Here is a 13,455-nt window from a genome sequence, read left to right on the forward strand (position 1 = left end):
CGAGCGATGAGAATTTTAAATATCTACCGCTTGTCTTTGATATTATTATTTATTCTTGCTTTTGGTGCAGGACTTGCGACCTTTTTAGAAAATTTTTATGACACACAAACGGCTAGGGTGCTGGTTTATGAAGCACTCTGGTACGAGTGTGTTATGTTTGCTTGCACCATTTGTTTAGCCATTAGTATCGTAAAAACCAATATGTATAAAAAATTTGGCGCATTTTTGATACATCTTGGTTTTATCATTATTTTCATCGGGGCTGCGCTTACAAGGTATTTTGGCGAAGAGGGCGTTATGCATCTTAGAGCTCTGCAAAGCTCAAATGTAATGCAAAGCGTCAAGCCTTATCTTAGAGTCGAAATACTTGGAGAAAATTTTAGTTATCCATTAAAATTAAGCTTATTTGGCAAAAATGACTTTGAGTTTAAAAATTTTATAGATGGCAAAGAATTTATAATTAACTTGCTTGGATATAAAAAAGATGAAAAAAACGCTCCAGCTACGCTTAGTTTAGAGATAAGTTTTAACGGCGAAAAAAAGAGTATTAAACTAAAAGGCGGAGCTGGATATGAGCTGGAGCCTAGTGTACTAAGTTTTGGTGGACAAGAGGTGAAATTTTACTTTAGCTCAAAGGCTTTAAATTTACCATTTTCATTAAAGCTTGACGAGTTTATTTTAGAGCGATATGCAGGGCTAAATAGTCCATCATCTTATACAAGTAAAGTAAGTATCGCTGGCGACAAGTACGACATCTCACTAAATAACCCACTAACGATTGATGGCTATAAAATTTTTCAGTCTTCATACGATCCTGACGAGCTTGGAAGCGCTTTTGAGATCAGCCGTGATCCTGGCAAAATCCCAACTTACATAGGATATTTTTTACTTTGCCTTGGCTTTGTGGCAAATTTATTTAGTAAAAAGAGCCGATTTTTTAGGCTACTAAATTTTATAAAAGGTTCGCAAATCGCATTTTTGGCTATCTTGCTTTTAAATGCTACTCCAAATTTTGCTAATGAAAATAATAAAAATTTAGAGGCACATGCGGGCAAATTTGCCAAAATTTTGACTCAAGCTGACAGCAGAATCTCTCCAGCTAGCTCTTACTCAAGAGCTGTGATAAGTAAAATTTCAACCAAAACTACGCTATTTGGGCTTAGCAGCGAGGAGCTAATGCTCTCTTTTGCCATCTCGCCAAAAGAGTGGATGGATAAAAGGATAGTAAAGATCACAAGTGATCGCGTAGGCGAGCTTTTGGGTGTTAATGAAAAATTTGCTAGTTTGAACGATGTCTTTAACGAAAATGGCGAGTATAAGCTGGCTAAATTTGTGGAAGCTGCAAATGAAAAATCCGCCTCAAAAAGAGATAAATTTGACAACGACGTGATCAAATTTGACGAGAGATTAAATATCTTATACCTTGCACTAAAGGGAGAAATTTTAAAATTTATACCAGCTAAAAATGGTGATAAATTAACATGGCTAGGCGTAAATGAAGCCTTTGGCTCAAGTGAAATTTCAAGCGAGCTTAAAAGCGTTTTAGGCGCTTATATAGAAAATCTAAGCCTTTGCGTAAAAAGTGGCGAGTGTGAGGGAGCTGATAAGAGCTTGGAGAAAATTTCAAGCTATCAAAGAAGCACTCTAGGCTCTCTTGCACCAAGCGAGGCAAAGGTGGAGCTTGAAGTGCTTTATAATCAAATGGAAATTTTTAAATTTCTTATATATTTTTACATGGTCCTTGGGCTAGTTTCGCTTGCTCTTGGCTTTTATAGGCTATTTTCTGGAAAGAAATTTAGATTTGAAAAAGCGCTTAGCCTTGCATTTTATTTTGGCTTTGCGGTGCATTTGTTAAATTTAGCTCTTCGTGCTTATATCTCAGGACATGCACCTTGGAGTGATGCCTATGAGAGCTTGGTGTATATCTCGCTTGCAAGCGTACTAGCTGGAGTTTTATTTTTTAAACATCAAAGCTTTGCTCTTGGAGCTGCTTCACTTTTTGCAAGTGTGAGCTTGCTGGTCGCTCATCTAAATTTTATAAATCCACAAATAACAAATCTAGTCCCAGTTTTAAAGTCATTTTGGCTTAGCGTGCATGTAAGTGTCATCACAGCAAGCTATGGCTTTTTGGGCTTTAGCTTTGTGCTTGGGCTTCTTGGGCTTCTTTTAATGGCTATAAAAAATCAAAAAAACGAGCAAAAGCTTAGTGAGCAGATAAGATACCTCGCTGCAACTGATGAGCTAAGCCTCATCATAGGACTTAGTTTGCTAACTATTGGAAATTTCCTTGGTGGCGTCTGGGCGAATGAGAGCTGGGGTAGATACTGGGGCTGGGATAGCAAAGAGAGCTGGTCGTACATTACGATAATTATTTATGCTATTGCGCTTCATTTAAGATTTATCCCAAGATTAAAAAATATTTTTACCTTTTTAGTAGCTAGCGTGCTCTCTTTTGGTTCAGTTATTTTTACCTATTTTGGTGTAAATTTCTATCTAAGCGGGCTTCACTCATACGCAAATGGCGATGGATTTAGCGTTTCAAATTTGCTTTATTTGCTTTTAATGCTCTTGGCTTTGCTAATCGCCTTTGCTTATAGAGGTAAGGATATAAAAGAGATTTAGGAGATATAATGAAAAAGAGTTTAGTTTTATTATTTGCTTGTTTGGGACTATTAAATGCTGGCTATATCAAAGAGGCTTTAAGTGCAAAAGAAGATCACAACAAGCTAGCACAAATTTATGAAGATGCTTGTGATAAAGAGAAAAAGGCATCAGGATGCTACAACCTAGCTGTGCTTTACAGCAGGGGCGACGGCAATGTCAAAAAGGACGAAGCAAAGGCGGCTATGCTTTATGAAAAGGCTTGTGATCAAAATTTCTCTATGGCTTGCAGCAACCTTGGCTACGTCTATGAAAAAGGTAAAGGCGTGGAAAAAGACCTAGAAAAAGCAGTTAAATTTTATGAAAAGGCTTGTAAGGATAATGAGGGTTGCACAGAGCTTGGCTTGCTTTATGCAAATGGCACCGGCGTGACAAAGGATATTGAAAAGGCAAAAGAGCTTTACGAAAAGGCTTGCAAGGCAGGGGACGGCATAGGATGTAGTAATCTTGGCTATTTGTACGCGCAAGGTGAAGGTGTCGAGAAAGACTATGCAAAAGCCAAAGTAAACTACGAAATGGCTTGTGCAAACGAAGCTGGCATAGGATGTGATAATCTTGGCTTTTTATATGTTTATGCACAAGGCGTTGATCAAAACCTTACAAAAGCGACAAAACTTTATGAGCAAGCGTGTATATATGGATATGAAAAGGGCTGCAACAACTACGCTATTATGCTAGCTGAAGGCAAAGGCGTAAAAGAAGATGTAGAAAAAGCACGTGAAATTTTCACTAGAAGCTGCAAAAATGGCTTAAAAGAAGCGTGTGAGAATTTAGAAATTTTAGGAAAGCATTGATGCTTGATAAAGTTAGCCCAGTGGCATTTAAAGCTTATAAATATAAATATAAAAATAAAAAATACTAAAGGAGATAATTATGATTTTACGTTCTATCTTGAGTTCAGCACTACTGGCGACCCTACTTTTTAGTGCTTCTACAAATGAGCAAACTGTCAAAATGAAACCGATGTTTCAAAGCGTGGATCCTAGCAGGGCTACACTAGTAGGAAGTGGCGAGGGCAAGGAGTACTGCGCCGTTTGTGGAATGAATTTGGTCAAATTTTATAAGACCAATCACGTATATAACGGCAAGCAAGTAGCATCACTCCACTGCTTATACGAGCTAACAGAAGGCAAGATCCCAAGCGACGCGCAGGTTGTCGATACTAAAAATCTAAATTTAATCGACGTAAATAAAGCTTTTTATGTCGTTGGTAGTAGTGTTAAAGGCACAATGACTAGAAATAGCAAATACGCCTTTTCAACCGAGGCTGACGCAAAAGAATTTCAAGCAGAAAATGGCGGCGAGATAATGAACTTTGCCAAAGCTTACGAGATCGCTGGACAGGATTTCGAGGGTGATAATAAAATGATAAAAGCTAAGCGTGAGGACGGCGTTTACGCACATGGTAAGGAATTTTACGAGGCAAACTGCGACAAAACTGATCCAAAAAGCTTTAAGGCTATCTCTGAGCTAAAAGCTCATCTCAAAAAAGTATGCGATGCAAAAGAGGCCAACAAAGCTCCAGAGTACGACAAGTACTTGCAAGCCGCTGCTCTTTATCTATGGGACGCTCCAGCAAATTTAGGTACTAGCAACCAAGCTTCAAAACCTAAACAAGAAATAAAAAAACCTGAGAGAATAGTCGTGCCAAAAGGTGCAAGATGTGCAGTATGTGGCATGATCGTCAAAAATTCTCCATGGGCGACACTTATCAAAGCAGATGGCAAGGATTATTATTTTGATGGTGTAAAAGATATGGCACAATTTTATTTTGCGGACGGTAAAATGAAAGACGCTTATGTGAGCGATTATTACACGCTAGAAAAGCTTGATGCAAAAGATGCGTTTTATGTTCATGGCTCAAACGTTTACGGACCAATGGGTGATGAGTTTATCCCATTTAAAGATGAAGCAAAGGCAGAGAGCTTTTTAAAAGATCATGCTGGCAAAGGTGTCATAAGATTTGACGAGATAAAGAACTTTATTGGTAAATAGTGTGAAATTTCTAGTTTTTTTGGCGTTATTTTTTGGACTCTCTTATACGCTTTTAGCGGCACACTATCTTAGCTTTGATCATAAAGCAAAGCAAGATGAGCTAAGAGAAATTTCTAAGATAACAAGAGCAAATGCTGCTTTTAGTTTTAACCAAAAGGGGCAAAAAGGCTTTGTCTATGATAGGTAAAAATTTTATAAACTATGCTGTGGTTCTGCTTTTTAAAGATAGGAAGGATCACCTTTTTAGCTTTTGCCTCTTTGCACTCATTATCTTTGTGCTAAGTTCGGTGCTTTTCATCTCTGGATCGATCCAACATGATCTTATAAATTTAGTAAAAGATAGATCAAGTATCGTAGTGAGCGCATTTCGTGCTGGCAAAAATGATCTCATGCACCCTGGCTATATCTACGATATCTCAAAGATTGATGGCGTAAGTGATGTAAGGGGCGTAGTTGATGGAGAGTACTACTTCGTTCAAAAGCGTGTTTGGTTTCATCTATATGAAGATGATAGTCTAAAAGAAGATGAGATGATTGTCGGAGAAGGTGTAAAGGCAGCGATGAATGAGCTTTACTACGACGAGAGCTTTAATTTTCTAACTGAAGAGCGCATGATACCAGTAAAGATATTAAAGACTATGCCGGCACAAAGTGGTTTAATCACAAATAACGCTATATTTTTGCATCCAAATACGCTAAGGGCTATATTAAATTTAAAAGATGAAGAGTATACAAAGCTCTACGTTGAGGTGCCAAACACAGATGAGATCAGTGAAGTAGCTTTAAAGATAGAGAATTTATATCCAAATTCTTTCGCTCTTAGTATAGAAGATGAGGTGGCTAAGGTTAGGCACCTTTACTATTATAAGGGTGGAATTTTTATGAGTATTTACGTTAGCGTTATGCTTATATTCTTTGTCTTGCTTAAAAACCAAATTTCACTCGCATATGGTAGTAAAAAGCGTGAAATAGCTATTTTAAGGAGCATTGGTTTTTGTATAAAAGACATTATATTTTTAAAATTTATACAAAATTTCATCGTGAGCGTTAGTGCTTTTTTACTCGGTGTTATGCTGGCTTATCTCTTTGTTTTTGTATTAAACGCTCCACTTCTAAAAGGGATATTTTTAGGCGATGAGCTTTTAAATTTTACAAATTTCACGCCTATTTTAGAGTTTGATAAGCTCTTTTTGATCTTTGTTTTTGGTGTGATACCATTTTTGGCGTTTGTGCTCATACCTTCATGGAGAGTAGCAAGTAGCGACATAAATGAGGGGCTAAAATGATAAATATAAGAGGTGTTAGCCTAGTTTATAACCAAAACAAACAAAATGAGTTTTGTGCTTTAAAAAATATAAATTTAGATATTAATGACGGCGAGCTAGTGATACTAAAAGGCATTAGTGGAAGCGGTAAAAGCACCTTGCTTTCGCTTATTGCCCTACTTCAAAAGCCAACTAGTGGAGAAATTTTGATAGATGGCACTAACATTGCAAAGCTACCTGATGCTTTTTGCTCTGAGCTTAGACACAAAAGACTTGGGCTTATCTTCCAAAATTTTAACCTCATTGAGGGGCTAAGTGTATATGAAAATTTACTAGCTCCATTTGCCCTAACAAATTTCAAGGCAAATGTGCGAGATGAGATGATAAAAAAGGCTCTAAGTCTCGCAAATATCGCTCATAAAAAAGATGAGAACGTATCAAATTTAAGTGGTGGCGAGCGTCAAAGATGTGCGGTAGCTAGGGCTTTATCAATGGATGCTAACATCATCTTAGCTGATGAGCCAACGGCAAATTTAGACAGACAAAATGCACGTGCGTTTTTAGGCTTGCTAGAGTCTTTTAAAGCTCTAAAAAAGAGTGTTATCGTCGCTACTCACGATAGCATTTTTGATGAGCTAAGTGCAACAGATAGGGTTGTCAGCTTGCAAAACGGAGAGATAGTATGAGTGTCTTTTTATCAAACGCCGTTATTGCCTTTTTGTTAGCGGAGTTTGTGCTTTTAGTTTTGATGAGCATTTCGCTCTTTTATGTCGTTAGGATCGTGAGGTCGTGGGATTACAATGCACTAACATCGCTTCAATACTCGCTTGAAAAGCAAAACTATCTTGTAAATACCATCTTACTTTTTTGCGTCTGTATCAAGATCGTATTGTTTATATTTTTTGCACTTTGCCTAAATGAACTCTCTGATATTGTGCCTGGTGCTATGTGTTCAGCTGGCGTGATTGGCTCAAATAAATTTGGTGGTATATTGATGCTCACTAAAATTTTGCTGATCTTTGGGCTTGGCATTTGGCTGGTTATAAATAAGCTTGACTTGCAGGCTCTAAATTTTCCTTATCTAAAGAAAAAATACGCCATTTTTATCTGCCTTTTTGTCATGATACTACTTGAGCTTGGTATAGAAATTTCGTTTTTTTACAATATTCCACTAAAAGTGCCGGTCTTTTGCTGCTCTGTCACTTTTCAAGCTCCAAAGCTACCATTTGGCTATACAAATTTTGGCTTAGTAAGCGTATTTTACGTGCTATTTTTTGTCATTTTGGTGCTAAATTTTTTAAAGCAAAGTATGGCGAGCTTTGTGGCAAATTTATTGTTTTTGGTGCTTAGCTACTATGCCATCACCTACTTTTTTGGCCTTTACGTTTACGAGCAACCAAACCATAAATGCCCATACTGCATGCTAAAAGGTGACTATTTTTATGTTGGCTACCTTATCTGGGGCAGCTTGTTTCTGGGCGTTTTCTACGGCCTTATGCCATATCTTGTTGAGATCATCACAAAGACAAACTACTCACACAAGCTTAAATTTTCATCGATCTGGCTAGGTGTTTGCGTGCTGATATGCTCGCTTTATGTCCTGAAATATTATTTGTTAAGAGGATTTTTATTTTGATAAAGCAAATTTTTTCTCTCTGTTTGTTAGCCCTAGTTTTAGCCGTACTTGCCTATAATGCAGACATAAGTGATGATAAAATTTTAGTTTTAAATAACGGCAAATCTGAGCCAATAGAGCAACTTATGCCAAATAAATTTATATGTTATGAGAGTAGGACACTCATCGCTGATAATAACGATACGGCTCAAGCCATCATGCCAAACGGCGACATTTACTTCTTTAACGATATTACAAATTCTTTCATCTGGTATATGTGGCAAAAGAGCAAAGATAAGATCAAACTATATGTCTATTCAAGAGATACAAACCGCTACATACTAGCACAAAATGCGTGGTACTCAAGGGTTGATATAACTCCCATGGGATACGGCATAGGGGCGTACGAGTTTCACACATATGGCATAAATGACAACTATTTTAAAGAGGTCTTACTATACGCAGCACGTGGTGAGACGCTACTAAATCCATATATAAACATCTTGCTTTCAGAAAATAAGATATAAATTTATGAAGTTAGTTGATCTGTTTTAGATGATTGATCGTTTTAGTCATAGTTTTAAACATGATCTCAATCTTTTCATCATTGTAATCTGTGGCGTTGCTATCAATCATCTTATTAAGATAGTCGCACCCATCTTGATATCCTAGAGTGCAAGCTTTAAAAACATACCTTTTTGCTAAGCGATAGTCCTGATTTATGCCTTTGCCTAGCGCATATAAAACACCTAAATTATGGCAAGCTTGAGCGACATCACCGTCGCAAGCCTTTTTGCATAGATTGATAGCCTTGATATAGTCTTGTCCTATGCCTTGATCTTTTATGCATAAAGCCCCTAAATTTAGACAGCTACCAGCAAATCCGCCATCGCACGATCGTTTATACAGCTCGGCTACTTTGTGATAGTCTTATTTTACGCCTTTGGCATCCTCGTATAAAATTCCCAAGTTATGACAAGCACGGGCAACATTGCCATTACAACCTTTTTGCCATTGCTTGGCAGCTTTATCAAACTCGCCTTTATTATAAGCTTCAAGTCTAAGCTCAATAAAGATCCTTACAAAGACTGGTAGCTAGTAAAACAATGGATAAAAAACAGCCTTTTCTCCATTTTTGTAAATTTGTTGTTTTTTGGTTTAGCTTGTCTTCTTTTATTAGAGGAATAAGCCAAATTTAGTACCTAACGTTATTAACCTTTAAAAAGTCTCTTAGGTCTTCATATTCGCTATTTTCAAAGTAGCGCCATTTGCCAGGCTTTAGCATATCAAGGCTAACACGCCCAAAACTAACACGTTTTAGATCCATCACTTCAAGGTCAAAGTATCCAAAGAAACGGCGAAGCTCTCTGTTTTGCCCTTCGTTGATGATGACCTTTAGTTTTGTGTAACCACCACTTGAGCCAAAGATTTTGTAGGCTAGAAATGGCTTAAATTCCATTGATTTTATAGTGGTTTTTGCGTGTGCGCCTTTGGTGGCGTCCTTGGCGAAAAAGCCATTTGTCATCGCTTCTATCACCTCTTTTGTCACCTCGCCTTTTACTTTTAGGTAGTATTCGCGCTCTAAATCGCTATTCATGAGCGCTGTGGCGATCGCTGGGGCGTCAGTTAGTAAAAGTAGCCCTTCACTTGCATAGTCTAAGCGTCCTACGCTAACAAATTTTGTAAATTTCTTATCTAGCGTATCATAGATCGTCTTTCGTCCGCGGTCATCTTTTTTGCTAACTAGCTCACCCTTTTGTTTATGATAAACGATAACAGTAAATTCCTTTTTTAGCTTTATCAAACGGCCGTTTATACGCACTTTATCATCTTCATCCACGCTTGTAGCAAGGTCATTAACCACACGACCTGCTATGCTAACCTTGCCAGCTTTTATCAGCTCATCTGCCTCACGGCGTGAGTAGTTTGTGTTATGTGAGATAAATTTATTTAGTCTTGTTTTTTCCATTTTTATAGTCCTAAATTTGCAAGGTCGTGGATATGTAAAACTCCAACAGGTACGCCATCTTCAACAACGGCAAGAAGCTGAATTTTATACTTTTCTATGAGGGCTAACGCATCCACGGCTAGCATTTCCTTGTCGTTTATCTCTTTTGGATGCAATGTTGCAAATTTCATTGCTGGCTCGTCTAGATCAAAGTCTTCTCGCATAAGTGCACGTCTAAGATCGCCGTCGCTTAAAATAGCATCTAACACACCATCTTTATCGATGATTAGGACCGTGCCAAGTTTACCGTGTGTCATAGTATCGATTGCTTTTTTTAGGCTCGCATTCCAGCGAACTATCGGTAAATTTTCGCTCCTCATCACATCTTTGACCTTTAAAAATAGCCTCTTGCCAAGGCTGCCACCTGGATGAAAATTTGCAAAGTCCTCTTTTTTAAAGCCTCGCCTTTGCATCAAACAAACAGCCAATGCATCGCCAAGAGCTAACGTTAGTGTTGTTGATGCTGTTGGGGCAGCATTTAGTGGGCAGGCCTCTTTCTCTACGTCGATAGTGATAAAGGCGTCGCTAAATTTACCAAGTGAGCTTGTTTTACTCCTTGCCATGGCGACTATTTTCACGCCAAAGCGTTTTACGTGAGGCAAAATTTTGATAAGCTCATCGCTCTCGCCACTAAAACTAATGGCTAACAAAACATCATCCTTTTCTATCATGCCAAGGTCGCCGTGCATAGCCTCTGTTGGGTGTAAGAAAAAGCTTGGCGTTCCAGTGCTTGCAAGCGTAGCAGCGATCTTTGCACCCACGTGACCACTCTTGCCCACGCCTGTGACTATGACCTTACCCTTCGCGTTAAATATCAAATTTACAGCGTCTTCTATGGCTAAATTTTTAGCATGCCTTAAAAGCTCGTTTGCTTCTATCTCTAAAACTTCGGCTGCGATTTGGTTCATTGTCTGCATAAATTTCCCTTACATTAGATAGATAATAGGCACGATAGTCGGGTATTTTTTGACTTTTCTAAAGATGTGTTTTCGAATGACCTGACGCACCTGCCCCTCGAGCAGTCTGCCATCTTTTAAAAGCTCCTCTTTGACGTTGCTTAAAAACTGCGTCAAAATTTCTTGCATCTCTTTACTAAACTCAGCATCTTGTTTATTGCCCACAAGGCCGTAGCTAATGACGCGAGGCTTATTGATGAGTTTTGCGCCATGACGTGAAATTTGAGCGATTATCATGACGACCCCTGCTTCAGCTAAGTTTTGTCTATCAATGACGACATCATCTGAAATTTGTTTATTTATTTGATTGTCAATAAATACCTTGCCCGTTTTTACTGTTCTTACACGCTTTAGGTATTTTTGACATATCTCCATCTGATCACCATCACTCATTAGATAGATATTTCTTTCATCTACACCGCAAGCTACGGCTGTTTCTTTGTGTTTCGCAATGTGATTGTATTCGCCGTGCACTGGTAGGAAGTATTTTGGTTTTATAAGACGAAGCATCAGCTTTTGCTCCTCTTGTGCTGCGTGGCCGCTGACGTGAATCTCACTAAAGTCTTGGTACGCGACGCTGGCACCTGATTTGATAAGGAAATTTAGCACCGTTGAGACACTATTTTCGTTACCAGGGATCGCCTTTGAGCTGATGATGATCTGATCTGTTGGTTTTATTTTTATGTATTTGTGCTCATCTGTAGCCATTCGGTATAGCGCACTCATGGTCTCACCTTGGCTTCCTGTTGTTACGATTAACACCTCATCATCTTTAAACTTACCAACTTCATTTGCGTCAATAAAAATTTTCTTATCAAGTTTGATATAGCCAAGCTCCATTGCAGTGTATAAATTTCGCTCCATTGATCTACCGATGACACAGACTTTGCGGTTGTATTTTAGCCCCCACTCGATCGCTTGATAGACGCGGTGAATGTTTGAACTAAATGTACTCATTATCACACGACCTTTGGCTTTGGAAAATATCGCGTCAAAGGTCTTGCCCACGCTACTTTCACTCTTTGTAAAGCCTTCTTTGTAGCTGTTTGTGCTATCGCTCATGAGACAGAGCACGCCGCGCTCGCCGTAGTATGCGAGTCTGCCAAGATCAGTTGGGTAGCCGTCGATCGGTGTATGGTCGATCTTAAAGTCGCCTGTATGAATGATCGTACCAGCTTTTGTGCTGATGGCAAGTGCAGAAGCATCGATGATAGAGTGGGTTATATGTATCCACTCGACTTCAAAATCACCTATAAGATATGGTTTTCTTTTCTCGACAGAGCGGAAAAGCGAACGCTCTTGTTTTAGGCCATGCTCTTCAAATTTATTATTTATCATTCCAAGCGGAAGTGGTGTTGCATAGATAGGAAATTTGAACTCTTTGTAAAAATAAGGCACCGCGCCGATGTGATCCTCGTGCGCGTGAGTGATGATGACGCCTTTTATCTTATCTTTTATTTTTCTAACATAGTCAAAGTCAGGGATTAGTATATCTACGCCGTGCATACTTTCGCTAGGAAAGCTCATGCCTATATCCACGATGATCGCACTATCTTGTGTTTCAAAGATGGTCATATTGCCACCGATCTCACCAAGTCCACCAAGAGGTGTTATACGGATCTTGTGTTCGCTAGAGTTTAGATACTTCATCGGCTCCAGACGAAGCTCGTGAACGGCCTTATTTGCCACCATTGCACTTGCGATATCTTGCTGCCATTGCTCATTGCCGTTTAGCTTAGCTGGTAAATTTTTCTTTGGCTTTTTAGCTTTTTTAGGCTTTTCTTTTTGTTCTTGCGTTTTGGTTTTTGTTTCTTGTGATTCTTGTTTTTGCTCTTTTAGCTTATTGTTTTCGCCATTTTTGTTTTGATTTTTGTTGTTTCTTGGCTTTTTTGGGCGAGAATTTTGGCTCTTTGGCTCGGCGTGCGTTTCAGTTTCAGCTTGCTCTGCTGCAAAGAAATTATCTATTACGCTTTTACTTGCTAGTAAAGCTTGCTCGGTAGTTTCGCCCTCTTGTTTTGGTTTATTTTTTGGTCTAAATCTTCGTCTTTTGTTGTTTTTGCTTTGGTTAGTTACAACTTTCTCTTCGTTTTTGTCGTTCATTATCTTCCTTTAATCTTTCAAATACTTTTAGATAAGAATCGACATCTAGCTCGTGCGGACGTAAATTTTGAGCTAAGCCTAGGCTTTCAAAAATTTCTTCTAACGCATTTTTGTCAAAATTTGTGGATAAATTTTTCAAAAGCGTCTTTCTTGGCAAAGCAAACGTAGCTCTTAAAAATACTTTAAAAGCCTCGTATTGTTTTGCATCTTTGAAAATCCCGTCTTTGCCAAAAATCTTTTTTATTTTTTGTAGTTTGATGACTGAAGATGTGACCTTTGGAGGTGGATTAAAAAGCTTTGCATCCACGTCAAACAAAAGCTCGCACCTGCCTTGCAGTGAAGCGAAGATCGATAAAGAACTAAATTCTTTATCCTTGCTCTTTGCACTAAATTTAAGAGCAACCTCTTTTTGTATCATCACAATAAGCCCAAGGCATTTTTCGTCATCTATCGCATTTAGTATCATCTTCGTAGCAACGTAATAGGGCAAATTTGCGACTAAAAAGTAGTTCTCGCTACTTAGTCCGCCCTCTTGCTGCCACTGCTCTAAAGCATCTTTACAAAAAAGTTTTAATTGTCCATTTTGGATCTCATTTGCAAATTTGGCCTTTAAAATTTGAAACAGCTCACAATCTATCTCAAAACAGGTTGTCTTGTAAATTTGCAAAAGTCTAAATGTCAAATCACCTAAGCCAGGCCCAATCTCAACGACGTTTGCTACGTCCTTGGGTATCGCTTGGATGATCTTGTTTAGTGTCGCTTTGTCTTGTAAAAAATTCTGTCCAAAGTGCTTTTTTGCCTTTATCATAGCCGCGATATTAGCCAAAAATTACTTATACAATGATTACAAGTTTA

At 38.4% G+C, this 13,455-nt stretch carries 13 protein-coding genes and 1 pseudogene; 8 read left to right on the forward strand and 6 right to left on the reverse strand.

The genetic code is table 11. From position 1 onward, the window contains the following. Positions 1-6: 6 nt before the first annotated feature. From ccsA to CVS95_RS05375, 8 genes are all read left to right on the forward strand, one after another. A complete protein-coding gene (gene ccsA / locus CVS95_RS05340; RefSeq protein WP_107695821.1) occupies positions 7-2,622 on the forward strand; it encodes a cytochrome c biogenesis protein in 2,616 nt (871 codons plus the stop codon). A gap of 8 nt (positions 2,623-2,630) precedes the next feature. Further along, complete coding sequence (locus tag CVS95_RS05345) at positions 2,631-3,455, forward strand: SEL1-like repeat protein (protein WP_107695822.1); 825 nt, start codon at positions 2,631-2,633, stop codon at positions 3,453-3,455. Positions 3,456-3,534: 79 nt separating this feature from the next. After that, entirely contained in the window at positions 3,535-4,656 is a 1,122-nt protein-coding gene (locus CVS95_RS05350; protein ID WP_107695823.1) for a nitrous oxide reductase accessory protein NosL, read from the forward strand. A gap of 1 nt (position 4,657) precedes the next feature. Beyond that, positions 4,658-4,843, forward strand: coding sequence for a hypothetical protein (locus CVS95_RS05355; RefSeq protein ID WP_054197437.1), 186 nt, complete (start codon positions 4,658-4,660; stop codon positions 4,841-4,843). Continuing rightward, positions 4,833-5,942 carry an ABC transporter permease gene (locus CVS95_RS05360; protein ID WP_085658401.1) on the forward strand — a complete coding sequence of 370 codons (1,110 nt, stop codon included), beginning with the start codon at positions 4,833-4,835 and terminating at the stop codon, positions 5,940-5,942. The genes CVS95_RS05355 and CVS95_RS05360 overlap by 11 nt, the downstream gene beginning before the upstream one ends. After that, on the forward strand, positions 5,939-6,607 hold the full coding sequence (locus tag CVS95_RS05365) for an ABC transporter ATP-binding protein (RefSeq protein ID WP_103559504.1): 669 nt from the start codon (positions 5,939-5,941) through the stop codon (positions 6,605-6,607). The genes CVS95_RS05360 and CVS95_RS05365 overlap by 4 nt, the downstream gene beginning before the upstream one ends. Continuing rightward, the gene (locus CVS95_RS05370) at positions 6,604-7,557 is read left to right on the forward strand and encodes a hypothetical protein (RefSeq protein ID WP_107695824.1); all 954 of its coding nucleotides are present in this window, start codon (positions 6,604-6,606) and stop codon (positions 7,555-7,557) included. The genes CVS95_RS05365 and CVS95_RS05370 overlap by 4 nt, the downstream gene beginning before the upstream one ends. Then, positions 7,554-8,063: a hypothetical protein gene (locus CVS95_RS05375; protein WP_107695825.1), complete on the forward strand. Its 510-nt coding sequence runs from the start codon at positions 7,554-7,556 to the stop codon at positions 8,061-8,063. Before CVS95_RS05370 ends, CVS95_RS05375 begins: the two co-directional genes overlap by 4 nt. A 148-nt stretch (positions 8,064-8,211) precedes the next feature. Here the strand turns inward: CVS95_RS05375 and CVS95_RS09985 are convergent. From CVS95_RS09985 to rsmA, 6 genes and pseudogenes are all read right to left on the reverse strand, one after another. After that, positions 8,212-8,445 (reverse strand): annotated as a pseudogene (locus tag CVS95_RS09985) (tetratricopeptide repeat protein); the annotation flags it as partial. Between the two features lie 26 nt (positions 8,446-8,471). Next, complete coding sequence (locus CVS95_RS09860; protein ID WP_265094516.1) at positions 8,472-8,606, reverse strand: hypothetical protein; 135 nt, start codon at positions 8,604-8,606, stop codon at positions 8,472-8,474. Positions 8,607-8,731: 125 nt separating this feature from the next. After that, positions 8,732-9,505 carry a pseudouridine synthase gene (locus tag CVS95_RS05385; protein ID WP_107695826.1) on the reverse strand — a complete coding sequence of 258 codons (774 nt, stop codon included), beginning with the start codon at positions 9,503-9,505 and terminating at the stop codon, positions 8,732-8,734. 2 nt (positions 9,506-9,507) lie between these two features. Further along, positions 9,508-10,461, reverse strand: a complete 954-nt coding sequence (locus CVS95_RS05390; RefSeq protein WP_107695827.1) for a KpsF/GutQ family sugar-phosphate isomerase — start codon at positions 10,459-10,461, stop codon at positions 9,508-9,510. Between the two features lie 9 nt (positions 10,462-10,470). After that, the gene (locus CVS95_RS05395) at positions 10,471-12,600 is read right to left on the reverse strand and encodes a ribonuclease J (RefSeq protein ID WP_199906334.1); all 2,130 of its coding nucleotides are present in this window, start codon (positions 12,598-12,600) and stop codon (positions 10,471-10,473) included. After that, entirely contained in the window at positions 12,566-13,408 is an 843-nt protein-coding gene (gene rsmA / locus CVS95_RS05400) for a 16S rRNA (adenine(1518)-N(6)/adenine(1519)-N(6))-dimethyltransferase RsmA (RefSeq protein ID WP_107695956.1), read from the reverse strand. The genes CVS95_RS05395 and rsmA overlap by 35 nt, the downstream gene beginning before the upstream one ends. Positions 13,409-13,455: the final 47 nt, after the last annotated feature.

It is taken from the genome of Campylobacter concisus (genome assembly GCF_003048905.1).
GTDB classification, from domain to species: Bacteria; Campylobacterota; Campylobacteria; order Campylobacterales; family Campylobacteraceae; genus Campylobacter_A; species Campylobacter_A concisus_V.

Excerpts from the sequence above, each read along its gene's own strand:
- CVS95_RS05385 (WP_107695826.1), bottom strand. The coding sequence starts at position 9,505 with ATGGAAAAAACAAGACTAAATAAATTTATCTCACATAACACAAACTAC.
- CVS95_RS05370 (WP_107695824.1), top strand. The coding sequence starts at position 6,604 with ATGAGTGTCTTTTTATCAAACGCCGTTATTGCCTTTTTGTTAGCGGAG.
- CVS95_RS05345 (WP_107695822.1), top strand. The coding sequence starts at position 2,631 with ATGAAAAAGAGTTTAGTTTTATTATTTGCTTGTTTGGGACTATTAAAT.
- CVS95_RS05365 (WP_103559504.1), top strand. The coding sequence starts at position 5,939 with ATGATAAATATAAGAGGTGTTAGCCTAGTTTATAACCAAAACAAACAA.
- CVS95_RS05360 (WP_085658401.1), top strand. The coding sequence starts at position 4,833 with ATGATAGGTAAAAATTTTATAAACTATGCTGTGGTTCTGCTTTTTAAA.
- CVS95_RS05390 (WP_107695827.1), bottom strand. The coding sequence starts at position 10,461 with ATGCAGACAATGAACCAAATCGCAGCCGAAGTTTTAGAGATAGAAGCA.
- ccsA (WP_107695821.1), top strand. The coding sequence starts at position 7 with ATGAGAATTTTAAATATCTACCGCTTGTCTTTGATATTATTATTTATT.
- CVS95_RS05395 (WP_199906334.1), bottom strand. The coding sequence starts at position 12,600 with ATGAACGACAAAAACGAAGAGAAAGTTGTAACTAACCAAAGCAAAAAC.
- rsmA (WP_107695956.1), bottom strand. The coding sequence starts at position 13,408 with ATGATAAAGGCAAAAAAGCACTTTGGACAGAATTTTTTACAAGACAAA.
- CVS95_RS05350 (WP_107695823.1), top strand. The coding sequence starts at position 3,535 with ATGATTTTACGTTCTATCTTGAGTTCAGCACTACTGGCGACCCTACTT.